23 protein-coding genes are annotated in these 25,756 nt (G+C 72.5%); 7 read left to right on the top strand and 16 right to left on the bottom strand.

The features are described from left to right. Nucleotide 1: 1 nt before the first annotated feature. From ACSU6Z_RS00450 to ACSU6Z_RS00475, 6 genes are all read right to left on the bottom strand, one after another. A complete protein-coding gene (locus ACSU6Z_RS00450) occupies nt 2-838 on the bottom strand; it encodes an ABC transporter permease (RefSeq protein WP_437041720.1) in 837 nt (278 codons plus the stop codon). After that, nucleotides 838-1,734, bottom strand: coding sequence for an ATP-binding cassette domain-containing protein (locus tag ACSU6Z_RS00455; protein ID WP_437041722.1), 897 nt, complete (start codon nt 1,732-1,734; stop codon nt 838-840). Before ACSU6Z_RS00455 ends, ACSU6Z_RS00450 begins: the two co-directional genes overlap by 1 nt. A gap of 351 nt (nt 1,735-2,085) precedes the next feature. Further along, a complete protein-coding gene (locus ACSU6Z_RS00460) occupies nt 2,086-3,678 on the bottom strand; it encodes an MFS transporter (protein WP_437041724.1) in 1,593 nt (530 codons plus the stop codon). Between the two features lie 240 nt (nt 3,679-3,918). Then, complete coding sequence (locus ACSU6Z_RS00465; protein ID WP_437041725.1) at nt 3,919-4,389, bottom strand: MarR family winged helix-turn-helix transcriptional regulator; 471 nt, start codon at nt 4,387-4,389, stop codon at nt 3,919-3,921. 163 nt (nt 4,390-4,552) lie between these two features. Beyond that, complete coding sequence (locus ACSU6Z_RS00470; RefSeq protein ID WP_437041728.1) at nt 4,553-5,044, bottom strand: hypothetical protein; 492 nt, start codon at nt 5,042-5,044, stop codon at nt 4,553-4,555. Nucleotides 5,045-6,106: 1,062 nt separating this feature from the next. Continuing rightward, entirely contained in the window at nt 6,107-6,529 is a 423-nt protein-coding gene (locus ACSU6Z_RS00475) for a hypothetical protein (RefSeq protein WP_437041730.1), read from the bottom strand. A gap of 270 nt (nt 6,530-6,799) precedes the next feature. Here ACSU6Z_RS00475 and ACSU6Z_RS00480 point away from each other — a divergent pair, with 270 nt between their 5' ends. Next, on the top strand, nt 6,800-7,768 hold the full coding sequence (locus ACSU6Z_RS00480; protein WP_437041732.1) for a helix-turn-helix domain-containing protein: 969 nt from the start codon (nt 6,800-6,802) through the stop codon (nt 7,766-7,768). A 780-nt stretch (nt 7,769-8,548) separates the two neighbouring features. Continuing rightward, nucleotides 8,549-10,150: an alpha/beta hydrolase gene (locus tag ACSU6Z_RS00485; RefSeq protein ID WP_437041734.1), complete on the top strand. Its 1,602-nt coding sequence runs from the start codon at nt 8,549-8,551 to the stop codon at nt 10,148-10,150. A gap of 801 nt (nt 10,151-10,951) precedes the next feature. On the opposite strand, the gene ACSU6Z_RS00490 is transcribed toward ACSU6Z_RS00485, so the two are convergent. Beyond that, on the bottom strand, nt 10,952-11,869 hold the full coding sequence (locus tag ACSU6Z_RS00490) for a LysR family transcriptional regulator (protein ID WP_437050123.1): 918 nt from the start codon (nt 11,867-11,869) through the stop codon (nt 10,952-10,954). Between the two features lie 216 nt (nt 11,870-12,085). On the opposite strand from ACSU6Z_RS00490, the gene ACSU6Z_RS00495 reads away from it, so the two are divergent. Both ACSU6Z_RS00495 and ACSU6Z_RS00500 read left to right on the top strand, forming a co-directional pair. Next, complete coding sequence (locus tag ACSU6Z_RS00495) at nt 12,086-12,781, top strand: type 1 glutamine amidotransferase domain-containing protein (protein ID WP_437041736.1); 696 nt, start codon at nt 12,086-12,088, stop codon at nt 12,779-12,781. 968 nt (nt 12,782-13,749) lie between these two features. After that, the gene (locus tag ACSU6Z_RS00500) at nt 13,750-14,244 is read left to right on the top strand and encodes a lamin tail domain-containing protein (RefSeq protein WP_437041738.1); all 495 of its coding nucleotides are present in this window, start codon (nt 13,750-13,752) and stop codon (nt 14,242-14,244) included. A gap of 319 nt (nt 14,245-14,563) precedes the next feature. Here ACSU6Z_RS00500 and ACSU6Z_RS00505 read toward each other — a convergent pair whose 3' ends face one another. From ACSU6Z_RS00505 to ACSU6Z_RS00525, 5 genes are read right to left on the bottom strand one after another with little or no spacing between them, the layout of a single operon-like run. Continuing rightward, nucleotides 14,564-14,896: a putative quinol monooxygenase gene (locus ACSU6Z_RS00505; RefSeq protein WP_437041739.1), complete on the bottom strand. Its 333-nt coding sequence runs from the start codon at nt 14,894-14,896 to the stop codon at nt 14,564-14,566. Between the two features lie 42 nt (nt 14,897-14,938). Continuing rightward, complete coding sequence (locus tag ACSU6Z_RS00510) at nt 14,939-15,964, bottom strand: NAD(P)-dependent alcohol dehydrogenase (protein ID WP_437041741.1); 1,026 nt, start codon at nt 15,962-15,964, stop codon at nt 14,939-14,941. Then, nucleotides 15,961-16,725 carry a metal-sulfur cluster assembly factor gene (locus ACSU6Z_RS00515; RefSeq protein ID WP_437041742.1) on the bottom strand — a complete coding sequence of 255 codons (765 nt, stop codon included), beginning with the start codon at nt 16,723-16,725 and terminating at the stop codon, nt 15,961-15,963. Before ACSU6Z_RS00515 ends, ACSU6Z_RS00510 begins: the two co-directional genes overlap by 4 nt. Before the next feature lies 1 nt (nt 16,726). Next, entirely contained in the window at nt 16,727-17,725 is a 999-nt protein-coding gene (locus ACSU6Z_RS00520) for an amidohydrolase family protein (protein WP_437041743.1), read from the bottom strand. Nucleotides 17,726-17,772: 47 nt separating this feature from the next. Then, entirely contained in the window at nt 17,773-18,567 is a 795-nt protein-coding gene (locus ACSU6Z_RS00525; RefSeq protein WP_437041745.1) for an acetoin reductase, read from the bottom strand. Nucleotides 18,568-18,779: 212 nt separating this feature from the next. Here ACSU6Z_RS00525 and ACSU6Z_RS00530 point away from each other — a divergent pair, with 212 nt between their 5' ends. Beyond that, nucleotides 18,780-20,564 carry a sigma-54-dependent Fis family transcriptional regulator gene (locus ACSU6Z_RS00530; RefSeq protein ID WP_437041746.1) on the top strand — a complete coding sequence of 595 codons (1,785 nt, stop codon included), beginning with the start codon at nt 18,780-18,782 and terminating at the stop codon, nt 20,562-20,564. A 53-nt stretch (nt 20,565-20,617) separates the two neighbouring features. Further along, nucleotides 20,618-21,355 carry a GNAT family N-acetyltransferase gene (locus tag ACSU6Z_RS00535; RefSeq protein WP_437041747.1) on the top strand — a complete coding sequence of 246 codons (738 nt, stop codon included), beginning with the start codon at nt 20,618-20,620 and terminating at the stop codon, nt 21,353-21,355. Here ACSU6Z_RS00535 and ACSU6Z_RS00540 read toward each other — a convergent pair. The 4 genes from ACSU6Z_RS00540 to ACSU6Z_RS00555 form a co-directional block, all read right to left on the bottom strand. Beyond that, entirely contained in the window at nt 21,327-21,578 is a 252-nt protein-coding gene (locus ACSU6Z_RS00540) for a hypothetical protein (protein ID WP_437041749.1), read from the bottom strand. The two genes, ACSU6Z_RS00535 and ACSU6Z_RS00540, sit on opposite strands and share 29 nt — an antisense overlap. A 349-nt stretch (nt 21,579-21,927) precedes the next feature. After that, entirely contained in the window at nt 21,928-22,902 is a 975-nt protein-coding gene (locus ACSU6Z_RS00545; RefSeq protein WP_437041751.1) for a hypothetical protein, read from the bottom strand. 370 nt (nt 22,903-23,272) lie between these two features. Beyond that, nucleotides 23,273-23,992 (bottom strand): cysteine hydrolase family protein, encoded by a 720-nt coding sequence (locus ACSU6Z_RS00550; RefSeq protein ID WP_437041752.1) that lies wholly within the window; start codon nt 23,990-23,992, stop codon nt 23,273-23,275. After that, a complete protein-coding gene (locus ACSU6Z_RS00555) occupies nt 23,992-24,582 on the bottom strand; it encodes a cysteine hydrolase family protein (protein ID WP_437041754.1) in 591 nt (196 codons plus the stop codon). The genes ACSU6Z_RS00550 and ACSU6Z_RS00555 overlap by 1 nt, the downstream gene beginning before the upstream one ends. Nucleotides 24,583-24,728: 146 nt before the next feature. Here ACSU6Z_RS00555 and ACSU6Z_RS00560 point away from each other — a divergent pair, with 146 nt between their 5' ends. Continuing rightward, nucleotides 24,729-25,721, top strand: a complete 993-nt coding sequence (locus ACSU6Z_RS00560; RefSeq protein ID WP_437041755.1) for a GlxA family transcriptional regulator — start codon at nt 24,729-24,731, stop codon at nt 25,719-25,721. The last annotated feature ends 35 nt before the right edge of the window (nt 25,722-25,756 follow it).

Genomic DNA, 25,756 nt, shown 5'->3' on the forward strand with positions numbered 1-25,756 from the left:
CCTACTCGGCGATGTCCCTGCTGAGGAACAGCCAACCACCGATCAGGACGAAAGCCACGGTGTAACAGCCGAGCACCAGGCCGGCCTGTCCCGCGCCGACGCCCTCGACCACGCCGGGAGTGGCCGGGTCCGCGCCGAGGGAGGCGACCAGCGAGCCGGCGTTCGGGCCGGGAAGCCAGGTCTGCACATCGGCGACCCAGTCCAGCAGCGGTGCGGCGACGCCGGCGACGAGGTTCTGGACCGCCAGCAGCCAGACCAGGCCGATCCCGATGGGCAGGGCCACACCGCGCAGCGCGGTGGCCAGCAGCACACCCAGGGCCGCCCACGCGCCGGTGACCAGCCACCCGGCGCCCAGCCCGGCGATCAGGTCCGCCGGTCCCGGCCAGTTCGCCGTCCGGTTCTCCACGGCGGCGATGCCGGCGCCGGCCAGCGCGCCCACGACGAACAGGGACACCGTGATCACGAGCGCGCCGGCGGCGACCGCCACCAGTTTCGCGGCGTAGACACCGCTCCTGCCGGCGCCTTGTCCGAGCACGGTCTTCCAGGTGCCCCAGCCGTACTCGCTGCCCACCACCAGAACGCCGAGGATCAGGGCGAGGGCGCCGACGAACACCGGTGTGCCGCCCAGCGCGTTCCCGACCAGCTGGTCCGGCAGCGTCACGGCGATGCCCCCGTCGGCGGCGGGGGCCCCGCTCGCCGCTTCGCGTTCACCGTCGACCGCGCCGACGTAGGGCACCAGGTAGGCGAACGTCAGCTCCAGGACGACGGCGATCGCGACCAGCAGCCACATTGCGGGACGCCGCGCCGTCTTGGTCAGCTCCGCGAGAATGCTTCCCATCACTTCGCTCCACCTCCGGTGAGTTCCAAGAAGACGTCTTCCAGTTCCGGTTCGCGCCAGTGGAGCTCCCGGACGGCGATTCCGGCCGTCACGAGCGCGGCGTTGACGCGGGCGGCGTCCCCGGGGCGCACGTCCAGCCGGAGTCGGGTGCCGTCGTAGGTGACGCTCCGGTCACCGACCAGGTCGCGTGCCACGTCGAGCGCCGCCTGCGCCGGATCCGCCTGCACTTCGAGGGCGCCGACCCCACGGAGCCGGCTGACGCTGGTCTCCACCAGCAGCCGGCCGCCGGACAACACGCCGACGCGATCGCAGATCTGCTGGACCTCCCCCAGCAGATGGCTCGAGAGCAGCACCGTCACGCCCTCGGCGCTGAACCGGCGGATCAGCCTGCGCATGTCCGCCATTCCCGCGGGGTCCAGTCCGTTGGTCGGCTCGTCCAGGATCAGCAGCCGCGGTTCCTTCAGCAGCGCGGCCGCCAGGCCGAGCCGTTGCTTCATGCCCAGCGAGTAGGTGGCGAACCGGCGGCCGGCCCGGTCGGTCATGTCCACGAGTTCGAGGACGGTGTCCACGCGACCGGCGGCCACGCCGGCGTGCCGGGCCAGAACCTGCAGGTTCCGTCGCCCGGACAGGTAGGGGTAGAAGGCGGGTCCCTCCACCAGGGAGCCGACGCCGTCGAGGTGGCCCGGCTGCCCCGGTGCCCTGCCGGCGATCTCGACCGCTCCCGAGGTGGGACGGACCAATCCCAGCATCATGCGCAAGGTGGTGGTCTTCCCCGCCCCGTTCGGGCCGAGGAAGCCGTACACCTCCCCGGCTCGCACGCTCATCCCGACGTCATCGACCGCCAGGGTCTCTCCGTAGCGCTTCGTCAGCCCACGGGTCTCAACCAGTACGTCCATGCCCACGATGGTGGCCGGATCCGGACCCTCGGCCATCCCGCCCGGAGCGGCTTCCGGCGTACGTCACCGGACGTACGGACCCGCGGCACGTGAGGGTGATCGCGGTCCTCGGCAACCGGGGGGCCGGCCGCGGCAAGGCCGCGGTGGACGCCGTGACACCGTTCGTGTCACGGTCGATGGCCGGTGCCGTCCGGACGCTGACGAAGCCGATCGCGCACCGCGACCGGTCCAGCTCACCCTCGGCACCGGGTTCGTCGAGAGGGCGACCCGGTGGGGCCGGGACCGGGCCCGGTCCCGGCCCCACCGGGCGGAGCGCCGGTGGACGGTGGGCCGGGCCGGCCCGCCGGTCCCTCAGTGAGAGGCTGCTTGCGCGGTGCGTCGCACGCCGGCGACGGCCACCGCCACGCCGATGACACACAGCACGCCGGCGACCAGCACAGCGATGTGCACGCCGTTCATGAACGCCTGGTGGCTGCCCTCGACGACGGCGGCCTTGAGCTGGGCGGGCATGTCACCGGAGACCGGGGCGACACCCATGGCCACCGCGTCCTTCGCCTCGGCCAGACCGGCCGCGGCGGGTGCGGGCACGCCCGCCGACGTCAGTTCACCGGTGAGGGTGGAGCCGACGCGGCTGCTGATGAGCGACACCAGCACGGAGGTGCCGAGCGCGCCGCCGATCTGCAGCGCGGTGGCCTGCAGGCCGCCCGCCACACCACCGTCCTCGACCGGCGCGTTGCCGACGATGGCGTCGGAGGAGGACGACATCACCATGCCCACGCCCAGGCCGAGCGCGATGAACGGCGGCCACATCGTGGTGTAGGAGGAGTCCGGGCTCCAGCCGAGCATGACGAAGCAGGCGGCCGCCTGGAGGGCCATGCCGAGCGGCATGGTCAACCGCGGTCCGAACCGGTCGGTGAGCGCTGCGCCCAGCGGGGAGGCGACGACCGAGGCCAGGCTCAGCGGCAGCGTGCGCACACCGGCCTCCACGGGGGTGAAGCCGCGTACGTTCTGCAGGTAGAGCATCACGAAGAAGATCACGCCGAGCAGGACGAAGAAGTTCAGCGCGGTGATGACGGTGCCGATGGTCAGCGCCGGGTTGCGGAACAGGCGCATGGGCAGCAGCGGGTGGGCGACACGGGTCTCGTGGAAGCCGAAGGCGAGCAGGACCACGATGCCGGCCGCGATGGCGCCCAGGGTGCCCCCCGAGGTCCAGCCCCACGTCTCGCCCTTGACGACGCCGAAGACGACGGCGAGCAGGCCCAGGGCCAGCAGGAGGACGCCGGGGATGTCGAACTTCTCGCCGTCGGCGGCGCCGTTCCTGGTCTGCGGCAGGACGATCATGCTGAAGACGAGCGCGAGGACGCCGATGGGGAGGTTGATGTAGAACACGGACTCCCAGTCGACGTGCTCCACCAGCAGGCCACCGACGATCGGGCCGAGGGCGGTGGAGACCGAGGAGACCATCGCCCAGATGCCGACCGCCATGCCGAACTTCCTCGGCGGGAAGACGGCGCGCAGCATGCCGAGCGTGTTGGGCATCAGCAGGGCGCCGAAGAAGCCCTGCAACGCGCGGAAGGCGATGACGCCCTCGATCGATCCGGACAGGCCGATCGCGACCGATGCGGCGGTGAACCCGCTGACGCCGATCAGGTAGAAGGTGCGGCGCCCGAACCGGTCGCCGAGCTTGCCGCCGAGGATGAGCGCGGCGGCGAGGGCCAGCAGGTAGGAGTTGGTGACCCACTGCAAATCGGCGGTGGAGGCCTCCAGGTCCCGGCCGATCTCCGGGTTGGCGATCGAGACGACCGATCCGTCGAGGCCGACCATGAACAGGCCGAAGGCGACGGCGATCAGCGTCAGCCACGGGTTGGACCGCGGGCCGCGGGGCCGGTCCCCGGGCGGGGCCTGGGTGCCCGGCGCGGAGGAATGGGTGGTGGCGGAGGACATGACGGTGCTGGTTCCTTTGCAGATTTTCGCAGGATGGACAGGAGCGCGGCCGGCGGGGCCTGCCCCGTCGACGGGCCACGGGAGACGGAGCGGGCGGAGACCGGCGGCGGGGACCGGTGATCACCGGTTGCGACCGGTGGTCGGCAACCCGGCGACCGGCGGGGAAAGGCCGGGACGCGGGCCCCGGCGACCGGTGCCCGTCAGGACGCGCACCGGACCGCCGGGGCCCGGTGCGCGGAATCAGTGACGGGTCTGGAGCTGACGGCCGAGTGCCTGGAGCGCGCTCAGGGCGGAGCCGAGGGCGTCCTGTTCGCCGTCGGTCAGGGCGCGCAGCGCCCGGGCGACGTGGGCGCCCATGAGGTGTTCGACCTCGGCGAGTCGCCGCCGCGCGGTCGGAGTGAGGTGCAGATGCGCCACCCGCTTGTCCGCCGGGTCCTGACGGCGCTCCAGCAGCCCCCGTTGGCTCAGCTGGGTGACCAGCGCGCTGACATTGTTCGGTTTCATCAGCAGGGCCTCGGCCGCCGCGCGCACGGTGACGGAGTCGTTGGCCTCGACGTGCCGCAGCAGGGCGAGCTGCGCCTCGGGGGGCTTGGGGCGGGCGTAGTCCTGGCCGACCTGCCGGTCCAGGGCCCGAGCCAGTGCGGGCAGGCACGCCGCGAGCCCTGCGGCTACGCGGTCGATGTCCTGGCCGGACGCACGGTACTCGGGCATGCCGAACACCCTAGCTATGGATACATAGCTATGTCAAAATATTTAATTCACGCCGGACCTGCGGACCAACGGGCCGGACAGTGGACGGCGGCGGACACCGACACCACCCGCGTCCACCCGGGCATCAGCGGAACGGAGGAACCCCCTGTGGCCGTGGGCATGCTCACGGCCACAGGGGATGCCGTGACTCCCAACAGGTCCAGGGCCGTCCCGCCGCCGGCGCGGCCTCCGCCTCGGCGAGTTCCCTCACCGGGCCGGCCATCCGGGCCAGGACGGCGGGGTCGTCCCGGTTGCAGCGGGCGCGCACGTCGCCGCCCCACCTCGCGGCCGCCGCACGCAGCGGTTCGACGGCCTCCTCGTACCTCCGCTGCCGTCGGCAGCGGACGCCGAGTCCGTAGGCGCAGCCGGGGTGGCGCTCGGCGACCGCGCGGCGGAGGGCTTCCGCCGCCCGGTCCCCCCGGATCTTCCGGTAGCGGGCAAGGGTGTGGTGCGAGAACGCGTCGCCTGCCGCCACTGCCCGCTCCCGGTACGGGATGCCCTCGTCCACATGATGGCCGAGGACGAAGAAGTCGGCGCGCCGGCGGGCGGCCCCCGCATCGCCGGCGCGAGCGGCGGCGACGAGCGCCTCTCCCCGGGTCCGCATGTCGTACGTCACGATCAACGTCGTTCTACGGCACCGCAGTTGGTCCCGTCGCCCGCACAGGAGCGCGCGCTGCCCTGCCGGGAACGGCGTCACCGGCTGACCGGCGGTTCCGGCGCCCCGCCCGATCGGGCAAGGCCCGCATCTCCGCCCCGGGCGACGCGGGATGGCCGTTGCCGCACGGCCCGTCTTCGGATCGTCGAGCAGCTCGACCAACTGAGTACCGGCAACTGGGGGGCATGGGCCGCCACTTCGCGTACGCGCGTGTCCGCGCCCCGGCGGAGCCGTTCGGCCGGACCCTGTTCCCGTACGGCTGCCGCCACCCGGCAAGCGGCTCTCCGCAGTCGAAGTGACGTTCGGTCAGGATGAGCGGTGCGGGGTCCGGGAAGTTCGCCGGTCCGAAGGGCGGCGAAGGCGGCGTGGGCCTGCTCGACGACTTCGGCGCAGGCCTCGCGCTCGACGCGCTCGGCGAGGGCCTGACCGCGCCCCGGGTTCATCCGACCTGCGTCGCGGTCCCGCCCCCGTCCGGTAGCTCGCGGACGAGCGGGGCCTGCCAGGATGGCGCCGTGAGCACTGTTCGCCGCCCCCTGGGCATCGGTCCCCAGCCCTGTGCCCCCGTCTCGGCCGGTGCCGCCTCGCGGCCGGGCACCGTGGCGGAGAGAGCCGCCGCGCAACCGCCGCCCGCCGTCGATCGGCACCAGGCCCCGCCTCCCGGGCGCCGCCCGCTCGGACCGGGCCGGAGCGCACGGGACGAGAATCCGGACACGACCTCACGGGGGAGTTGACGCTCGGCGTCGAACCCCTCCTTGCCGGCCTTCCCCACAGGGTGGACGGGTACTCCGCGCGCCAGGGGCGGCCGGCTTCCGTCAGCGGCCGGTCCCCGCCGTCCTGACGGTGCTTGTCCCGGCGGTCCGTACGCCACCTTCACCAACCGCGGGTGCGGGCGGGACGGCTGCCGGGCAGCACCGGGTTCCCCGCCCGCGCGACCCGAGGATCGGGAACGGGCGGGGAGGTACGCCGAGGACGGTGGCCGGGACCGGTCCCGGCCACCGTCCTGCCGTCAGGTGCCGCGAAGCCTCAGTAGGCGATCAGGCCGGTGCTGCGGGCCGTCCCCTTGAACTGGATGTAGAAGCCCGAGCCGTCCTTCACGTCCGTGGCCGCCAGCGCCCACTGGCCGGCCCTGGCGGTCCGCCATCCGTTGCACGAACCGGTCGCCTTGAAGCACGTCCGCACCTCGCGGGTGGCGTTCACCTTCAGGTTGATGTCGGCACAGTTGGCGGTGGTATAGGCCCAGATCCCCGTGCCGGGCCAGTGGGCGTTGCTGCTGCCGCTGCCCGGCGCGCTGGTGTAGTTCCTCGCCGAGGCCAGGCAGTCCGCCTGGACCGAGGCGGACCGCTTCGGCTCGGCGGCGCCGGCGGAAGTGGTCGTCACGGTGGCCGCGGCGCCGGCAAGCAGGGCGGCGGTCAGCGTGAGCGGGGCGATTCGGGTACGGATGCGCATGACGTTTCCCCTGAGCTCTTTCGGACGGTGCGGGCGCCCGATCCGGGGGGACACCCGCGTTGCGTGCTGGTCGTGCACGCGGTGACCAGTCTGCGCGGAACGGGGCGGACAGAGCCTTAGCCGGGCGCGCCAAGACCTTGGCCGTCAGCGCCAGTCCGGGTCACCACCAGGGGCGCTTTGGCTCATATCGCCCTTTTGCCGCACATGTCGCGACCTCCACACTGGTGCGCGACCACGAGCAACACGCACGCGCAGGGGGAAACCTCGGTGATGACCGTCCTGGACACGACCTGTCTGCCACCGGCCGAACGGACCGCCGCCTGGGCGGAGACCACCTCACTGGCCCTGGTCACCACGCGGTTCAGGTTTCCCGAACCCGAGCGGTTCGGGGCCCGCATCCGCGCCGTGGACCTGGGCGAGGCCCAGTTGTCGGAACTGTCCTACGCCCCGCTGCTCTCCTACCGGTCACTGCGGCTGATCCGCCGGTCGGACCCGGAGCTGTACCAGCTCGCGGTGATCACCTCGGGGCGGCAGGGCATCGAGCAGGCCGGACGCAACGCGCTGGCCCGGCCCGGCGACATCGTCCTGTACGACAGTTCCCGCCCCTTCGAGGCGTCGGTCGACACGGGACGGTCGAGCTCCGGCTCGCTGCTGCTGCAGTTCCCCAAGCGGCTGATGCCCCTGCCGGACAAGGTGGTCGCGCCGTTGTGCGGCACCGTCCTCACCCAGGCGGCGGGCATGGGGCGCGTCTTCCACCGGATCCTGGGCACGCTCGCCGACTCGGCCGCGGACCTCACCGACGACGACCGTGCCCGGCTCGCCATCACGGCGGTGGACATGGCGGCGGCCGTCGTCGCCCGGCACGCCGAGCAGACCTCGGCACTGCCCCGGCAGACGAGGGCGGCGGCCCTGTATCAGGAGGCCCTGGCGTTCATCTGCCGCCATCTGCACGACCCCGGCCTGGGACCGGCGGCCGTGGCCGCGGCGCACTGCGTCTCCACCCGAACCCTGCACCGCGTCTTCCAGGCCCACGGCAGCACGGTCGGTGAGGTCATCCGCCGCGAACGCATCGCCCGCTGCCGGCGGGACCTGGCGGACCCCGCCCTGCGCGGCGTTTCGGTCAGCGCGATCGGCGCCCGCTGGGGGCATCCCCGCCCGGCCGAGTTCACCCGCGCCTTCCGCACCGCGACGGGCATGACCCCCACGGCGTTCCGGACCGCCGCGCAGCACCGTCCCTGAGGTGCCCGGGACGCCCGGCGAGGCCGGTATCCGGACGCGGCGTACCGGGGAACGGATTCTCTGTCCCGGTACGCTCCGGTGCCTGGCACCGTTCCGCGGAACGATCTTCGTGTCCCCTCCTGTGCCTCGAACCGTACGGGGAGCGGCTCGCCCTTCGGTGCTGCGCCGATACCGGCCTCCACCGGAAGGGGGCGGTGAAGGTGACCGCGGCGGCGTCGAAGTCCACGACCACCAGGGCTCCTTCCGGCGTGGACCCCGCTTCCGCGGACCGCCCCGCGGTGCCCGTGCCCGGGGGCGGCGCATCCGGCGGAGTGGACGGGGTGCGGGACGGCGCGCTCGGGACGTCGTCACCGGTTGTGCGGTCGGCCGGGGCCGGTGCGGTGGCCGGCGCCGGCGGGATTCCCGCCGTGGAGCGCGAACCGCTCGTCGCCGTTCGGCCTTCGTCTCCCCCGCATGCCGCGCGCACGCCCGTCGTTCGTCTCCGGCCCGGTCCGGCGCGGCCCGCCGGTGCCTGCGCCCGGCGGGTTTCGAAAAGAACCCGGTCGGTGCCGGGGCTCTCGGCAAGGACGCGGCCGTGCCGGTGAGCGTCGTGGCGACCGACGCGTTGCGGCTCCGCGCCTTCCCGGCGGGGCGCGGAGCCGCTTCACCCATCCGTCCGATAGGCGGAATCCTCTTATCCGGTTATCGGATTGGCAAAGAAGGATCATTTCCCCTGTACCCGGGGCCCCGCACCAGCGAGGATCCCCGTACCCATCGTGACGACGCAGGGGGAGGCCCCACGTGAGGGACAGCAGCCCGAAAAAACGGCAGACGACGCTCGGTTCGGCCGCAGCGCTCGTCACGGCGACGCTCATAGCCGGCGCCGTCGCGGCGCCCACGGCGAACGCGACGGCGGACCCGCGGCCCGGCGGCGACCGCCAGGCCAGAGGCGTCGCCATCGCCGCCGCCCGGGCCGCGAAGACCGGCATCGACTGGCGGGACTGCCCCGCCGACTGGAACCTGCCCAAGCCCATCCAGTGCGGCTGGGTCTCGGTGCCGCTCGACTACGCCCGGCCGAACGGCAAGCAGATCAAGCTCGCCGTCGACCGCATCGGCAACACCGGAACCGCCGGCGAGCGCCAGGGCGCGCTCCTGTACAACCCCGGCGGCCCCGGCGGTTCCGGCCTGCGCTTCCCGGTCCGGGTCACCGGCAAGAACCAGCTCTGGGCCAAGACCGCCCAGGCGTACGACTTCGTCGGTTTCGACCCGCGCGGCGTCGGCAAGTCGGCGCCCATCTCCTGCGCCGACCCGCAGGAGTTCGTCAAGGCGCCCAAGATGGACCCGGTGCCCGGCTCCGAGGCCGACAAGCTGGCCCAGCGCAAGCTGGCCCGCGAGTACGCCGAGGGCTGCTACGAGCGCAGCGCCGAGATGCTGCCGCACATGACCACCCCGAACACCGCGCGCGACCTCGACGTCATCCGCGCCGCCCTCGGCGAGAAGAAGCTCAACTTCCTCGGCGTCTCGTACGGCACCTACCTCGGCGCCGTCTACGCGACCCTCTTCCCGGGCCACGTCCGCCGCATGGTCGTGGACAGCGTCGTCAACCCCTCCCGCGAAAAGATCTGGTACCAGGCCAACCTGGACCAGGACGTCGCCTTCGAGGGCCGCTGGAAGGACTGGCAGGACTGGGTCGCCCGGAACGACGCCACCTTCCACCTCGGCACCACCCGGGACGCCGTCCAGGCCCAGTGGCTGAAGCTGCGCGCCACCGCCGCGAAGGAGCCGATCGGCGGCGTCGTCGGACCGGCCGAGCTGATCAGCTTCTTCCAGAGCGCCCCGTACTACGACTCCGCCTGGATCCCGGTCGCCACCGTCTTCGGCAAGTACGTCGCCGGCGACACCCAGGCCCTCGTCGACGCCGCCGCCCCCGACCTCTCCGACACCGCGGGCAACGCGGCCGCGGAGAACGGCAACGCGGTGTACACGGCCGTGGAGTGCACCGACGCCAAGTGGCCCACCAACTGGCGGACGTGGGACCGCGACAACACCCGGCTGCACCGCGACCACCCGTTCATGACCTGGGCCAACGCCTGGATGAACCTGCCGTGCGCCACCTGGCCGGTCAAGCAGCAGACCCCGGTGGACGTCAAGACCGGCAAGGGCCTGCCGCCGGTGCTGATCGTGCAGGCCGAACGGGACGCGGCCACCCCCTACGAGGGCGCCCTCGAACTGCACCGGCGGCTCAAGGGCTCGCGTCTCGTCACCGAGCGGGACGCCGGCTCCCACGGCGTCACCGGCCTGGTCAACCCCTGCGTCAACGACCGGGTGGACACCTACCTGCTCACCGGCGAGGTCGACCGGTCCGACGTGACGTGCGCGCCGCACGCCACGCCGAAGCCGTAACACCCCGCCGTACGGCACGAGGGGCGGCCGGTGGGCACCGGCCGCCCCTCGACGGCTTCCCGCGGAAACCGGCGCTTGTCCTGCGCCGGCCCGGCGGAGAGCGGAGGAAGCCGCCGGCGGTCGGAGGCGCTCCCCTCCGGACGCGGGACACCGGGGGCGAGCCGCGGTACGGGGTGCGCAGCACGGGGTCCGCCTCGCTCACGACGCGCTCCGACCGCCTTTTCGACGGCGGGCCGGCGTAGGCGCCGGGCGGGACGGCGCCGCCCACTCGTCATCCGGAGCGGGGCACACCCGCGCGGCCGGGTCCGCAGCGATCCGGTGTCGAGCGTGGCCCGCTGGGCGGGCCCGGCAGTGGACAGGCCACCAGCACGTACATGCCGCACTCGGCCTGGACCGCCGCGCAGCCGACGTCGTGCGGCAGCGGATCGGGAGTCGGCAGTCCGGTTCCCTCCACGAGGCCGGCTCGATGCGAGGTGCTCCCCTCCCGCGTGGCCGGGCCGGAGGGCATGCACAACCGTGCGCGGATCCACGGCGTGCCCGGACCCGCGCCGGTTCGGGCCCGGGCGGGTCCGTCCGCCGGGTGCGCGGCGACGCGTCGTCGACGCCGTCGAGGATCACGACGCCCGTGCGGTAGGTGTTCCGGAAGCCGACCAGGACGAGGGTGACGTCGACGAGACGGGTCATCACCGCGAGCAGGGCGAGGACCTGGGCCGGTAGATGACGTCCGGAGTGTCCGCCTGTGCCCGCGCGGCCACCTGGGCGGGCGCGTCCGCCGCGCGCCGTGAGCGCTCGGGCGGACGGCTACCAGGCGCGGGCGGCGTGCAGCAGGTGGTCGCGGACGCGGGTGACGTTCGGGTTGCCGGGCACGCCCGGCCGCTGGACCAGGAACGAGGTGTTGATCGGCGGGTCGTCCGGCTCGTGCAGGGACACGAGGTCGCCGCGCGCCAGTTCGTCGGCGCACAGGTAGCGGGGCAGCACGCTGAAGCCGGCGCCGGCCAGGACGGCCGCCTTCACGCCGCGCAGGTCGGGCACCGTGACGGCGGCCGGGCAGGAGAGCCTGCGGCCGAAGACGTGCCGCCAGTAGCGGCGGGCGATGGGCAGGTCCTCGGCGTACGTCACGAGCGGCACGGGGTGCAGGACGGCGGGGCCCTCCGCGGCGAGCGGTTCGCGCAACCGCTCGGCCCACGCGGGTGAGGCCACGAGGACGAACTCCTCGTCCACGAGCGGAACGGCCGACAGGGTGCGGCCACGCGGCCGAGTCGTGGCGACGACCAGGTCGTGGCGGCCCGCCCGCAGTCCGTCGAGGAGGGCGTCGGTGAGGCCGGTCGCCACGCGCAGCCGTATCCCGTCGGCCACCAGCGGCGCCAGGGCGGGCAGCGCGCAGGTGCACAGGAACTCGGCGGGCCCCGCGAGGTGGACGGGGTCGGGCGGGCCGCCGGGCGCCGAGTCCGCCCCGGTCGCGGCGGCGAGCAGGTCCAGGCCGGGAGCGACGCGCGCGGCGAGTTCGTCGGCGACGGCGGTCGGGGCCACTCCGCGCGGCAGCCGCTGGAACAGTTCCCGCCCGGTCTGCCGCTCCAGGGCGCGCATCTGCGTCGTCACCGTGGGCTGGGACAGCCCGAGCAGCTGGGCGGCGCCGGTGAACGAACCCGACCGGTACACGGCGAGGAAGGTCCGCAGCAGGTTTAGGTCCGGGGGATGGGGGGCACCGGTGGGCTGAATGGCTACGGTGTCGCCCTCACCGGCGGTATCGGCCCCCCGGGCGGTATCGGCCCCGCGAGGGGTATCGCTCCGTCTCACAGCTCGAACCTAAGCCCTCCCACCCGTCCGCGGCCATAGAAAAACCAATATCCGGCATCGAACCCCTCATTGGATTCCGATGTCTTGTCGCCCTACGGTGGAGAGGGTCCCCAAGCAACGATCCCCCGGAGCAACACCATGTCGAAGATCCTCTTCGTGATGACCGGCGCCGACCACTGGACGCTGGCCGACGGCACCAAGCACCCCACCGGCTTCTGGGCCGAGGAGGCCGTCGCCCCGTACGAGGCGTTCAAGGCCGCCGGGCACGACGTCGTCGTCGCCACGCCGGGCGGTGTGGTCCCCGTGGCCGACCGGGCGAGCCTCGCCCCCGAGGCCAACGGCGGCCAGGAGGGCGCCGCCCGGATCGCCGCCGCGCTCGACGCCATGGACGAGCTGCGCCACCCGGTCCGGCTGGAGGACGTCGACCTCACCGAGTACGCGGCCGTCTTCTACCCCGGTGGCCACGGGCCGATGGAGGACCTCGCGGTCGACGCCACCTCCGGACGGCTGCTGGTCGACGCCCTGGAGTCGGGCAAGCCGCTCGGCGTGGTCTGCCACGGTCCGGCCGCGATGCTGGCCGCCGTGCGGGAGGACGGCTCCAACGCCTTCGTCGGATACCGGGTCGCGGCGTTCACCGACGACGAGGAGCGGCAGGCGGGCCTCGCCGAGAAGGCCAAGTGGCTGCTGCAGACACGCCTCACGGAAGCGGGCGTCGACGTCCGGGCGGGCGAGTCCTGGGCGCCGAACGTGGTCGTCGACCGCAACCTCGTCACCGGCCAGAACCCGGCCTCCTCCGCCCCGCTCGCGGCGGAACTGCTGAAGAAGCTGAGCTGAGCGAGGCCGACGGGACCGGGATCCGCCGAACCGGCAGCAAGCCTCGCGGAGGACACCGCGCCCGGCGGACGATCGTCGTGGCCGGTCCGGCCGGGCGCGGCCCGTGCGGACCGGCCTGACCGTCGCCGACGCGCCTCCGGGAGCCCGGCCGCGCCGGGGCCGGGCTCGAGCCGGCGGGGGGTGGCGCCATGCCGGCCCCGGCGCCCCGGACCCGCACTTCGCCGCCCCGGGCGGCGGACCGCACGACCGCTTCCCGACGGGCCGCCTCCGGCCTGGCTCGGCGGGACCGCCCTGGTGCGCCAGCAGTTACCCGCCGTCCGGTCCGGGACCGGACGCGACGCCGGCCTCGCCCGGGCCCTGCGCATCAGCACCGAAGCCCTCGCCCGCCACGCCGATGACGCCCTGTACCGGCCGGACGCGCGCGTGGGGCCGTGTCGGCCCGGGCCGCAGCCTCGGCGGATCCGGTCAGGCCACCACCGCCATCGGGCCCCCGATCGCCTCGCCGCCATCGTCCGCAGCCGCCCCGGCCGCGGGGGTTTCCTGCGCCCGAATGCCGCGCCGGGGCCGTGGCGCCGGACAGACCCCGGCACGACGAAGTCCCACCCCGCACCGCGGGGTGGGACTTCGTGATCCGAGCGCCGGGCAGGCCTTGCACCTGCATCTCCCCGCAGGAAGCGGGGCGTCTTTCCTTGGACCACCAACGCACCACCGGCAACCGGTTTCCCGGCGACCAGCTCAAGATCGACTATAGCACAAAAGGCCGATCCGACCCGCCCGCCCTGGCGGGTCCCCCGCCCGCCGGAAGCCACCGGGACCCAGAACCCACGTACCGGAGAGGACCTCGGCCGCACCGCGGCCGCCACCGCGTCCGGCCTTCCGTGTCTTCCTGCCTCACTCGACTGCCGGTATACCAGTACTACTTATATGCTCCTGACGCTTCATCCGCACCACTGAGGGGGGATTTCCTCATGCGTATGCGTCACGTCCTCGCCACCGCGGCGGCGGCCGGCTCCGTCGCCGTCGCCGCCGCCGTCCCGGCGCAGGCGGCCGAGTACTCCTCGGCCCTGAAGGTCAAGGGCATCCAGTACGACGCACCGGGCCGGGACTCCAACAAGTGCTCCGGGGGCAACACCAAGGACGAGTACCTGACGGTCAAGAACTACTCGAAGACCGCGAAGGTCAACCTCAAGGGCTACGTCGTCAAGGACGCCGCGGGCAACAAGTTCACCTTCAAGAACAACCACACCCTCGAGCCCGGCGACTACGTGCACCTGCGCGGCGGCAAGGGCACCGACTCCGACGCCAAGAACGTCGTCTACCGCCAGAACTGCAACTTCATATGGAACAACGACAAGGACACCATCTACCTGTACAAGCCGGGCGGCGCCCGCGCCGACGTCCACTCCTACACCAAGAAGGCCAACGACAAGGACGGCAACGGCTACATCACCTACCACGGCTGACCCACCCCGCGGCGCACCACGCCAAGGCGGTGGAACCAGTTCTTTCCCGCAGGCGGAGGTAATCCGCCGCTGTGGTGTTCGGCTCCGCATTCCGCGCCACCAACCGCGCTGAGGGCCGAACGGGCAACCGCCAACAACGGCGCGGTCCGCCGAGCCCGGGCTCGGCGGACCGCGCCGCTGCTCTTTCCGCTCCTCCTGCGACCGGGACGACGGTCGCCGCGGCGGGGACACCGCGCCCAGCAGCTCCCACAAGGGGCGTGAGCCGGCCGCCCACTGCGCGAGGACCGGCACCCCCGTCCGCGTGACGTCCCCGCAGACGTCAGCGGTCCTGCCCGACCGCCATCTCACCGAGCAGCGACCAGTCGTCCTGGGGCACCTTGGCGTTGACGATCCTGGGCGTCTCGGCGAGGTGCGGCGGCAGCGTCCGCTGCGCCTCCTTGAAGTGCGCCGAGCCCACGTGCGCGGCGCCGGCCTCGTCGTCCCGGAACGCCTCCACCAGGACGTACTCCGTCGGGTCCTCCAGGCTGCGGGACCAGTCGAACCACAGGCAGCCCGGCTCGGCGCGCGTCGCCCGGGTGAAATCCTCCACGACCTCAGGCCACCGGTCGGCGTGCTCGGGCAGGACGCGGAACTTCGCGGTGATGAAAATCAAGGGGTCACTTCCTTCGTTCGGGCCGGCCGGAGCGTCACGGGTTCAGGGGATGAGGATCGCCCGGCCCCGGATCCGGCCGTTCTCCAGGTCGTCCAGGGCGTCCTGGAACCGCTCCAGAGGATACCGGGCGGTGTGCAGGCGAACGCGCCCCCGCGCGGCGAGGACCATCAGTTCGCACAGGTCGTTGTAGGAGCCGACCAGGTTGCCGATGAAGTTGATCTCGGCGGAGACGACGTCGATCGTCGGGACGTCGACGTTCTCGCCGTAACCGACCACGTGGTAGTCGCCGGCCCGGCGCAGCATGCTCACGCCGTCCCTGGTGGAACCGCCTTCTCCGACGAAGTCGATGACCGCCTCGGCCCCGTGCCCGCCGGTCAGTTCGCGCACCCGGTCCACCTGGCCGCCGTCGGCGACGACACCGCGGTCGGCACCGACGGAGAGGGCCAGGGCCACGGCGTCGGGATTGCGGTCGACGACGACGATCTCGGCGGCGGTGACGGCCTTGAGGACCTGCACGCCGATGTGGCCCAGGCCGCCCGCGCCGATCACGACGCAACGGTCACCCGGCCGCAGCCTCCGGGCGGCCTTGGCGGCGGCGTGGTAGGCCGTCAGGCCGGCGTCGGCGAGCGCCGCGACGTCGGCCGGTTCGAGGGAGTCGTCGATCCGCACGACACTGCGCGCGGAGGTCTTCAGGTACTCGGCGTAACCGCCGGCGCTGTCGATGCCGGGGAAGAGGCTGCTCCCGCAGTGCACGTCGTCGCCCGCCCGGCACGCCCGGCACAGTCCGCAGGTGATCAGCGGGTGCACGATGACCTTGTCGCCCTCGGAGACGTGGGTGACGGCACCGCCGACCGCGTGGACCCAGCCGGCGTTCTCGTGGCCGATGGTGCAGGGCAGTGTCACCCCGGACTTCTCCGCCCACTGCCCCTCCAGGATGTGCAGGTCGGTGCGGCACACGCCGGTGCCGCCGACGCGGACGACCACGTCGTACGGGCCGGTGATCTCCGGGGCCGGGACCTCGGCCATTTCGGGGTTGCGGCCGTAGCCCACGACCTGGACTGCCCTCACGAGGCGTTCTCCTTGGCTTCAGCGGTCATGGCTTCCCCCGGGGGTTCCGCGGCGCGCGGGGACTGGTCGGCCGCGGACTCGGGGTACCGGGTGCGCAACAGGTCCCGGCAGAAGTGCGCGTTGCCGTCGATCGACACCCGCACCGCACGGGCGAAGCGCAGCCGCAGCGGGATCTCCCCCGGCGGGTGGCGTCGCCCCTCCTCGTCCACCAGGACCGGGTCGGACGGCGCCACCCCGAGGCCCAGCGCTGCGCGCCGCCGCAGCAGCGCCCGGGTCGTCGCCGTGTCGGGGAGGTCGCCGAGCACCACGCCGTACAGGTCCTGCTCGTCGAGGTGCGGGGCGGCCCGGAGAAGGAGGGTCAGCGCCCGCTCCATCGCCGCCGTGTGCGCCTTGCGGCGGAACGTCAGCCGGAGCGCTTCGAGGTCCTTCTCCGCCTCGGCCCCGAACGTCCCCCGGTAGCCCGCGTCGGCGGCCAGGCCGCGGTTGATCAGATCGGAGTCGTGGTGGTCGTCGAGCAGCACCACCACCCGCCGGGTCCAGGGCAGCGCCGTCAGCGCGTCCTTGGCGTCGGAGGCCATCAGGTACGCGAAGTTGGGGGAACAGAAGGACGTGGGCAGCCGGAGGCGCACGGTGACCGCCCCGTCGGGGGTCACCGTCAGGGAGCGCACGAAGCCGAGGTCGGTGATCGGCTCGTCCAGCTCCGGGTCGAAGACCGTGTCCAGCGCCGCGCGAGCGGACCGTTCCCCGGTGGCGGCGGCCATCTCAGGCCCCCGCCGGTGCGGTGAGGCCCAGCCCGGGCGGTACCTCGATGCCGTACATCGCTGCGGCGTTCAGCCCGAGGATCTTCTTCTTCTGCGCGACGGTGATCGGCGCGTACTCCGTCATGTCCGCCGGGATCTGGAAGTCGACGAACCGCTCGACCAGCCAACGGGGCGTCCACAGGGCGTAGTCGCTGGAGAACTGGATGCGGTCCTCGTCCAGCCAGTACAGCAGCTCGCCGATGATCTGCGCGAAGTACCGCGGCCGGCTGTGGATGAACGGCATCGCGACCGCGAGCCCCGCGTGCACGTTGGGCTCCTGGGTGGCGATCCAGCAGAAGTCCTCCAGACGGGGGAGCCCGCAGTGCTCGACGACGAAGTTCATCTCGGGGAAGTGCGTGGCCGCCCTGTCGACGTCCGCCACGTCGAAGGCGTCCCGGTCCAGCGGCCGGATCGTCGGCCCCTTGTGGACGTGGATGTTGTCGATGCCGAGTTCCTGGCAGGCCTCCAGATAGCGGTACGTCCACGGGTCGTCGAGCTTGTAGCCGCGGCTGTCGCCCTTCCACTCGGCGGTGTACAGCTTGACGCCCTTGAGCCGGAACCGTTCGGCGTCCCGCCGCAGCCGGTCGAGTCCCTTCTGCTCGTAGCGGGGGTCGAAGGAGTGGTTGTACGTCAGCTTGTCCGGGTGCCGCCGGGCGAGCGCGAAGGCCTCCTCGGTCTGCCCGAAGCCGTTGCGGTAGAACGCCCCGAGGCGTGCGGGCTGGAAGATGGCGTGGTCGACGTGCCCCTCGTCGAAGAGGTCCCTCATCAGGCGCTCGCCGCCGTAGTAGAGGTACTCCTCGTACGGCCACAGTTCCGATTCCGGGCTGAGGTTGCGGTGGTAGTCGTAGAAGCAGTCGATGAACTGCTTTCCGTGGATGTTGAGCCGGTTCTCGGGGCGCGCGTCCCACAGGGCGATGTGCGCGTCCACGACGAAGTAGTTCTCGCCGTCCTTGGAATACATCTCTCTCCTCGTTCCGCCGGGAAGGGGGCCGGAGCTCGGCGTCCGCGTCAGGAGAACTGGATCCCGCCGTCGATCATGACGGACTGTCCGGTCATGTAGTCGGAGTCCGGGGAAGCCAGGTACGACACGAAGGACGCGACGTCCGCGGGCTCCTCGACCCGGCCCAGCGCGATGGCCTGCGCGTACTTCTCGATGGCCCGGCCCCTCTCCAGGCCCTCGGCCTCGGCCAGCCGTTCGTCGATCAGGTCCCACATGTCGGTGCCGACGATGCCCGGGCAGTACGCGTTGACGGTGATGCCGTACCGGGCCCACTCCATGGCCGCGGCCTGGGTCAGGCCCCGGACGCCCCACTTGGACGCGGAGTAGGTGCCGAGCAGCGCGAACGGGCGGTACGCGACGATCGAGGCGGCGCCGATGATCTTGCCGCCGCCGCCCTGCGCGATCATCTGCCGGGCCGCGGCCCGGTAGGAGAGGAAGACGCCGCGCAGGTTCACGGCCATGATCTGCTCGAATTCGTCGAGGCCGGTGTCCAGGAGGGGGGCGACCCGGGCGACACCGGCGTTGGCCACGTACACGTCGACCCTGCCGAAGTGCTCCGCCACCTCCGCCACGAGCGCGTCGGTCTGCTCCTTGCTGGTCACGTCGGTGTGCACGGCGAGGGCGCGGCGGCCCGTCCTCCCGATGCCGGCCGCCACCTCGCCCAGTTCCCCGCTCATGCCGGGGAGGTCGGCGACGGCCACGTCCAGGCCGTCCCGGGCCAACCGTTCGGCGATGCCCCGGCCGATGCCTCGGGCGGCTCCGGTGACGATCGCGGTACGGGTGGTGTCACCTGCGGACGCCATGGGCGCTCCTCTCGTCCGGCGGTCGGTGCCGCCTCGCTGCGGTGCCGACTCACAGCGTGGGGCCGCAGGGCGCCGTCGACTTTTTCAATGTGGAACACACCGCGCGCCCCGGTTCAGGCCATCGTCAGCGCCCGGAAAAGCCCTGGAAAACGCCCCGTTGACAGGCACAAACGCGTTCGTAATATGTCGGAAACACGCTTATCGGAGGCGCCATGCCCAGGGGCAGCACAGCGCGGGACCGGCACATCGCACGAGCACGCCGGCAGTTCCTGGAGAGCGCGGAACCGCCTTCGACGATCGTGCCCGAGGGCATCCGCAACTCCTGGCAGCGTTCCAAGCACCTGGGCATCCGCCCGGACGAGGTGGTCGTCCCCTACCAGCCCGACTACGACCGGGAGAGCCGCCTGGTCCGGGCCGCCACGCCGGTCCTGGACCGTCTGGAGCGGGCCCTGTCGGGCTCGGACGCCTGTGTGATCGTGACGGACCGGAAGGGCTGGGTGCGTGACCGGCGCGTCGGCGAGAAACGGCTTTCGGCGCACTTGGACCGGGTCCATCTGGCGCCGGGCTTCAACTACGCCGAGCAGTTCGTCGGCACGAACGGCATCGGGGTCGCGCTGGAGGAGCGCCGGCCCAACGTGGTGCTGGGTACCGAGCACTTCAACGAGCGCCTCCAGGACGTCTGCTGCGCCGCCGCCCCGATCCGCAACCCGATCACCGGGCGGGTGGAGGGGGCGATGAACCTGACGTGCTGGAACGGTCCGGCGCGCTCCCTGATGGCGGCCCTGGCGCAGGAGGCCGCCGCCGACGTCGAGCGGGCGATGTACGAGGTCAGCAGCGCGCACCAGCGGGCCCTGCTGGAGGCGTTCCAGCAGGTGACGCACTACGGGGACCGGCCGGTGCTCTGCCTGGGCCAGGGCCTGGTGCTCGCCAGCCCGCAGGCCGCGGTGCGGCTCGGCGGCGACGACCACCGGCTGTTGCGCGAGGCCGCCGCCGAACTGGGGCACGCGCCGCGCGCCCGCGTGGAAGTGCGGCTGACGGGCGGGAGGACCGTGCTGATGCGGTGCCGCCGGGTCGACAGCGGCGCGGGCACGGCCGGGTACCTGCTGGAGCTGGCCTTCACCGACCCTTCCCGCGACCGGGCCGGTTCCGGCGCGGGGCGGGGCGCGGTCCCGCCGTGGCCGCTGCCGGGCCTGGCCGGGACGGACCCTGCGTGGAACGCCGTCTCCCGCGCGGTGTCGCGGTGCGCCCGGGACCGGACGCCGCTGCTGCTCCACGGCGAGTCCGGGACGGGGAAGTCGGCGCTGGTCCGGGCCGCGCACACGCTCACCGGGGCGGCCTCGGCGCCCACCGTCGTGGACGTCCGCGCCCCCCGCGCCCCGGACGCCGCGACCGGTCTGCCGGCCGCCCTGCGCGCGGCGCCCGCGGGGCCGGGGCGTGCCCTGGTCCTGCGGAACGTCGACGCCGTGCCCGCCGAGCAGGGGCCCGCCGTCGCCGGGGCGTTGGACGCGGCGTCGGTCCAGGGCACCTGGATCGTGGGGACGCTCCACTCGGCGGGCGTGCCGGAGCCCCTGAGGCGCTGTTTCGTCGAAGTGGTGACGGTACCGGCCCTGCGGCACCGTCTCGCGGACCTCCCGGCCCTGGTCGACTGTCTGCTGCGGCGCCTCGGCACGGACGTGGAGTGCGCGCCGGAGGTGCTGCCCCTGCTGCGCCGGCACGACTGGCCCGGCAACGTCCGCCAGCTGGACCTCGTGCTGGGCAGGGCCGCCGCGGGCCGCCGCACCCACCGGATCGAGCTGCGCGATCTGCCGCCGTCCCTGCACAGCGCGGGCGGCCGTTCGCTCAGCGCGTGGGAGGCGTCCGAGCGCGACACCCTGGTCCGGGCCCTGCTGGCAGCGGACGGCAACAAACTGCTGGCGGCGCAGCGGCTCGGCATCTCCCGCACGACGATCTACCGCAAGATGCGGGCCTACGGCATCACGCTCCCGGTGCGGCGCTGAGGGGTAATCTCACCCGGCAGGCGACCCACCGGGTGAAGGAACCACCGAACACGATGACGAACGACGACGGCTTGCTACTGGACGACGGTCCCGTACCCGACGAGGGAGCGGACGAGGGGGTCCTCGACGACCCGGTGGGGCGGTCGCTCGGCGGCCGGCACGCGCACCTGGCCCGACGGTTCGGCCGGGCCGTCACCTACCTCCCGGACGTGGCGACCTTCTCCGCGCCGTCCCCCGGCCCGGACGCGGAGGAATGGGCCGATCTGGCCGCGCTGCTCGGTTCGGGCGCCCTCGCCGATCTGTTCAGCTCCCCGGCCGTGCCCCCGCCGGACTGGGAGCCGGTCTTCCGCCTCGACGGCCGTCAGATGGTCCGGTCCGACGGTGCCGGCCGCGGCGAGCCCGATCCCGGCGTGGTGGAGTTGGGGGCGCAGGACGTGCCCGAGATGCTCGACCTCGTCGCACGGACCCGGCCGGGGCCGTTCCGGCCGCGCACGCGGGAACTCGGCACCTACCTCGGCATCCGGGTCGACGGTGTCCTGGTGGCGATGGCGGGAGAGCGGCTGCGCCCGCCGGGGTGGACCGAGATCAGCGCCGTCTGCACCGCTCCGGAGGCCCGCGGGCGGGGCCACGCCGCCCGGCTGGTCGGTGCCCTCGCCGCGCGGATCACGGAGCGCGGCGAGCGTCCGTTCCTGCACGTGGCCGAGGCGAACACCGGCGCGATCCGTCTGTACGAGCGGCTCGGCTTCACCACCCGCAGGAAGGTCACCTTCCGGGGCTTCCGGGTGCCCTGACGGCCCCGGAGCGGGCATTCGGCGCGCAGCCGCCGGCCCGCCGCAGTGGGTGCCGGAGCGGCGGCGGGGCACGCACCGCCTCCTCGAAGCGGGCCGCGCTGTCCAGGACGCCGGCGACCAGGTCGGCGACCGGCCGTCCGGCCCCGGCCTCGATCTCGGCGGCCCGCGCGTCCATGCTCGCGTACCGCGGTGTCTCCACACCGGTACGCGCCCAATTCAGCAAGTGGCGGAGACTGTCCGCGGCGCGCGACATGGGTGAGGACATGGCCGCGGGTCCACGGCGGCACCAGCGTGCCCCCGGCGGCCTGCGCGCCGGTGAGGGAGGAGACGGCGGCGACGAACCGGCCGGTGGACGCGGCGATCGGCCCCGGAGCCGCGAGGTCCTTCATGGCGCCCCCGAGCGCTTGCCCGCGCGACTCGCACGAATCTCGGAATCCACATTCCGTAGGACAGAAATTTTGCTCGACCCTAGGTGCGGCTCCTCCTCGACGTCAACGGGTGCGCCACCCGCCCCGGGCGCGGGGCGGCCGGACGGGGCACCCCCGGCCCCGCGGCCGGGGGTGCCCGGTGGATCACACCGTTGCGGTGCGCCCGGTGATCGGACAGGTCCCGGAGGCCACCGGGCCGAAGGCGGCGGCGTCGGCGGTGGGGGCCGTCCCGCCGATCTGCTGGAGGATCTCGTCCGAGAGCAGGTCTTCCTTGCCCTTGAGGGCGTCGGCGACCTCCGGGTCGCTGTTGAAGACCATTTCGGCGGCGACGTTGTCCTGGACGATGCGCGCCAGGTTGTCCAGGGCCACGGCGATCGGGTCCGAGGGAGTCTCCACGGCCGGCAGGTCGATCAGGTGGGTGCCCACCTTCGCCTGGTTCATGGTGCGGCGGATGATGATGGACGCCTGGTTCAGTTCAGCCGTCGTCCAGATGGACAGGACCGTGACGTACAGGTCGCTCCAGGCCTGCTCCCCGATCAGCGTGCGCCACCGCTTCATCAGATCCTCGATGCCGGTGATCTGCGCGGTGGCGGCGAAGGTCATGTTGACGCGGATCGACGGATAGACGGTGGCGGCGAACTGGTTGAACGACACCATGTCGAACGACCCGGCCTCGGTGATGTCGTCGATGAACCGGACGGCCTCCCGGAGGATCTTGTCGCAGGAGGCCTCCAGGTCCGTCGGGAGATTCGCGGTGGGGAGCTTGACGAGCGCCGAGTTCAGCGTGGTCCGGTAGCTCGTCAGCGGAGTGACCCAGCCCTTGTCGCCCGGGGTCTTGAAGGCGACCATGTCGAGGTCGTGCGGGTCGATACGGGCCGCGTTGGGGATGTTGGGGACCTGGTCGCCGAGGTAGGACGCGATCACCGAGTAGATGCCCAGGGGGACGTGGGCGATGGACTTGGCCAGCTCGAAGTAGGCAGGGACCGGGTCGACGGTCTCGACCCGGACTCCGTTGTCGATCAATGTGAAGCGTCCGCCGACGGCGTTGTTCTCCACGACGACGACCGGACTGAGGTGCTTGATCAGTTCGGCCTTGAGGGACGCGTAGTTGGCGCGCATCCCGGCGTTGACGTTGCGTATCGCGTCGCGTGCCGCCTTTTCGTCAGTCGCGGCCGGTGCGGCCGACGCGCTGGTGGCCGTTTGAGTCTGCGCGAGGAGGGTGGCTGCCCCTGCTGCCGAAACGGTACCCAGAAATCCTCTACGAGTTGCCATGCCCCGTCTTTCCGTGATGAGTGATCGGTTTTCCGCGGGGTGGGGGGAAAGAAGTGGGGGGACTTCAGGGTGGGGGAAAGGTGTGGGGGGAAGTTCGGGTGGGGACTTCAACAGGCCGGCCGCCGGCGCTCCGGTCGTCGGTCGGCCGGCCGATGCGTGCCGGACCGGGGGCGGTTCGGCACGACTTGGGACGCGGGCCCCTTCAAGCGGGCGACGCTCAGGCGAGGGACTTCTGCGACGGCACCACGACTCCGTAGAGGTCCTGGACCGTGGCGAGCGCGGCTTCGTGGACCTGCTCGGCGGGGATGCCGTTCGGGTCGCCCTTCAGCGGCAGCGGCCGGGTGGCCGAGGCGTCGGCGACCACGGTCGGCTCATAACCGCCGAGGAACGCGCCCTGCGTGGTGAACAGGACGCACATGTTGGTCATGAAGCCGGCGACGATCACCTTCTTCCTGCCGGTCTTCTCGACCTGCTCGGCCAGACCGGTCCCGTGGAAGGCGTCGGGAACGCTCTTCTCCACGACCGGTTCGCCCTCGGCGGGCTCGAGCGCCGGGATGATCCGGCCCGCCTTCGACTTGAGGTCGTACCCCTTGTCGACGATGTGGATGACGGGCGTGCCCGCCTCGCGGGCCCGGGCCAGCAGGTCCACGGCGTTGTCCACCGCCGGCCTCCACCCGTCGAGTTCCATCACGCCTTCGGTATAGGTGTTCTGGTAGTCGACGAGGATGAGCGCCGCGTCGGACAGCCGGGCCGGAGTCTCGTCGAAGCCGTTGAGTTCCCTGAGCGTCGTCGTGTCCTCGGCCGCGTTCGTCCCGGTGGCGGGAGCCGACGGTTCGCTCTTGGGGGAGACGGCCTGGGAACTTCCGCCGCACGCGGCGACGGTGGCCGCCAGGAGGGCGGCCGAGCAGAGCGCGACAGCCGAACGCAGTGGCTTCATCAGGCGAGGTCCTCCTGGGTCGGTACGACGATCCCGTACAGGTCGGCGATGGTGGCGAGGGCGCAGAGGTGCACCTGACGGGCGTCCACCTCGCTGCCCGCCACGGGCAGTGAACGGGTGGCGCTGGCGTCGGCCACGACGGTGGGCCGGTTGCCGCGCAGGAAGGCGCCCTGAGCGGTGAACGCCACGCACATGTGCGTCATGAACCCGGCGATGACGAGATCGCTCCTGCCCGCCTCGTCGACCAGCCGGCCCAGATCCGTCTCGTGGAAGGCGTCGGGGGCCCGCTTGACGACGACGGGCTCGCCGTCGGCCGGTGCCACGCTCGGGTGGATCCGGCCGATCTCCGTCCGGATGTCGTACGGCGTGCCCTCGCCGCCGTCGTTGACGACGTGGATGACCTCGGCGCCCTCCCGGCGGGCACGTTCCACCAGCCGGGCGGCGGCGTCGAGGGCGTCCCGCCAGCCGTCCAGCTCCATCACACCGGTGGTGTAGGTGTTCTGGTAGTCGATCAGGATCAGGGTGGAATCGGCGAGCTTGGGGGGCTCGTCGTCGAAGCCGTTGAGCCGGCGCAGCGTCGTTCTGGGCATGGAGTACCGCCTGGGAAGAGGATGTCGGGGAGCAGCGCCTCGGTGTGGCGAACTGCGCCTATGACGCTATGGCCGACGCGACGCGTCGGCAATGTCATCTAGCATGCAGAAACCGACACGACCGGCGGTCGGCCATGGGGGGTCTCGTGAGCGTCGTCGAACGACTGATCGTCATCGTGCTCTTCGAGAGCGTCGACCTGCTCGACGTCACGGGGCCGCCGGAAGTGTTCTCCCTGGCGCGGCGGGAGACCGAGGAAGCGGCCGGTTACGACGTGGTCCTCGCCGCCGAGACCGCGGACCCCGTGGTCACCGCCGCCGGGGTCCGCGTCCTGCCCGACGTCACCTTCGGCGAGCTGATGACGAGGAGCATCGACACGCTCGTGGTGCCGGGCGCGGTCGAGGTCGACGGACACCGTCGCGTGCGCGCGCTCGTCGATCCGGTCGTGGTGGAACGGGTGAAGCAGCTCGCTCCCCGCACACGCAGGATCACTTCCGTCTGCGTCGGCGCGCACACCCTCGCCGCCTGCGGACTCCTCGACGGCAAGCGGGCCACCACCCACTGGTCGACCGCGCAGCAGCTCGCCGCGGACCACCCGGCGGTCGCGGTCGACGCCGATCCGATCTTCATCCGCGAGGGGAACGTGTGGACCGGTGCGGGCATCAGCGCCTGCCTCGACCTGTCCCTCGCGCTCATCGCCGACGACCTCGGCGAGGCCGTCGCGCTGCGCGTCGCCCGGCAACTCGTGATGTACCTGAAGCGGCCCAGCGGTCAGAGCCAGTTCAGCGTTCCGCTGGAACAGGTCTCCGCGACACGGCGCATCGAGGATCTCCGCCACTACGTCCTGCGCCATATCGCCGAACCGCTCACCGTCGCGCACCTCGCCGAACACGCCCACGTCAGCGACCGGCAGCTCACCCGCATCTTCAAGAACGAGCTGGGCACGACCCCGCACGCCTACATCGAGTCGGTCCGCGTGGAAAGGGCGCGCAATCAGCTCGAATCCACCGACGCCACCCTGGAACGCATCGCGAGCACCAGCGGGTTCGGCACCGTCGACACCCTCGTCAGGGCCTTCCGCCGCAGGCTCGACACGACACCGACCGAATACCGCCGCCGCTTCCGGACCACCCCGGACTGAGCACCGGGGCGCAGCCGGCGGTGGCCGTGGGCGGA

Source organism: Streptomyces sp. enrichment culture, assembly GCF_964273145.1.
Taxonomy (GTDB): domain Bacteria; phylum Actinomycetota; class Actinomycetes; order Streptomycetales; family Streptomycetaceae; genus Streptomyces.

What these genes read in the sequence shown, in the direction of transcription:
- ACSU6Z_RS00535 (WP_437041747.1), top strand. Translation starts at nt 20,618, where the DNA reads ATGACGAACGACGACGGCTTGCTACTGGACGACGGTCCCGTACCCGAC.
- ACSU6Z_RS00530 (WP_437041746.1), top strand. Translation starts at nt 18,780, where the DNA reads ATGCCCAGGGGCAGCACAGCGCGGGACCGGCACATCGCACGAGCACGC.
- ACSU6Z_RS00550 (WP_437041752.1), bottom strand. Translation starts at nt 23,992, where the DNA reads ATGAAGCCACTGCGTTCGGCTGTCGCGCTCTGCTCGGCCGCCCTCCTG.
- ACSU6Z_RS00450 (WP_437041720.1), bottom strand. Translation starts at nt 838, where the DNA reads ATGGGAAGCATTCTCGCGGAGCTGACCAAGACGGCGCGGCGTCCCGCA.
- ACSU6Z_RS00460 (WP_437041724.1), bottom strand. Translation starts at nt 3,678, where the DNA reads ATGTCCTCCGCCACCACCCATTCCTCCGCGCCGGGCACCCAGGCCCCG.
- ACSU6Z_RS00480 (WP_437041732.1), top strand. Translation starts at nt 6,800, where the DNA reads ATGACCGTCCTGGACACGACCTGTCTGCCACCGGCCGAACGGACCGCC.
- ACSU6Z_RS00525 (WP_437041745.1), bottom strand. Translation starts at nt 18,567, where the DNA reads ATGGCGTCCGCAGGTGACACCACCCGTACCGCGATCGTCACCGGAGCC.
- ACSU6Z_RS00520 (WP_437041743.1), bottom strand. Translation starts at nt 17,725, where the DNA reads ATGTATTCCAAGGACGGCGAGAACTACTTCGTCGTGGACGCGCACATC.
- ACSU6Z_RS00465 (WP_437041725.1), bottom strand. Translation starts at nt 4,389, where the DNA reads ATGCCCGAGTACCGTGCGTCCGGCCAGGACATCGACCGCGTAGCCGCA.
- ACSU6Z_RS00475 (WP_437041730.1), bottom strand. Translation starts at nt 6,529, where the DNA reads ATGCGCATCCGTACCCGAATCGCCCCGCTCACGCTGACCGCCGCCCTG.
- ACSU6Z_RS00545 (WP_437041751.1), bottom strand. Translation starts at nt 22,902, where the DNA reads ATGCGCGCCAACTACGCGTCCCTCAAGGCCGAACTGATCAAGCACCTC.
- ACSU6Z_RS00455 (WP_437041722.1), bottom strand. Translation starts at nt 1,734, where the DNA reads ATGGACGTACTGGTTGAGACCCGTGGGCTGACGAAGCGCTACGGAGAG.
- ACSU6Z_RS00500 (WP_437041738.1), top strand. Translation starts at nt 13,750, where the DNA reads ATGCGTATGCGTCACGTCCTCGCCACCGCGGCGGCGGCCGGCTCCGTC.
- ACSU6Z_RS00495 (WP_437041736.1), top strand. Translation starts at nt 12,086, where the DNA reads ATGTCGAAGATCCTCTTCGTGATGACCGGCGCCGACCACTGGACGCTG.
- ACSU6Z_RS00555 (WP_437041754.1), bottom strand. Translation starts at nt 24,582, where the DNA reads ATGCCCAGAACGACGCTGCGCCGGCTCAACGGCTTCGACGACGAGCCC.
- ACSU6Z_RS00515 (WP_437041742.1), bottom strand. Translation starts at nt 16,725, where the DNA reads ATGGCCGCCGCCACCGGGGAACGGTCCGCTCGCGCGGCGCTGGACACG.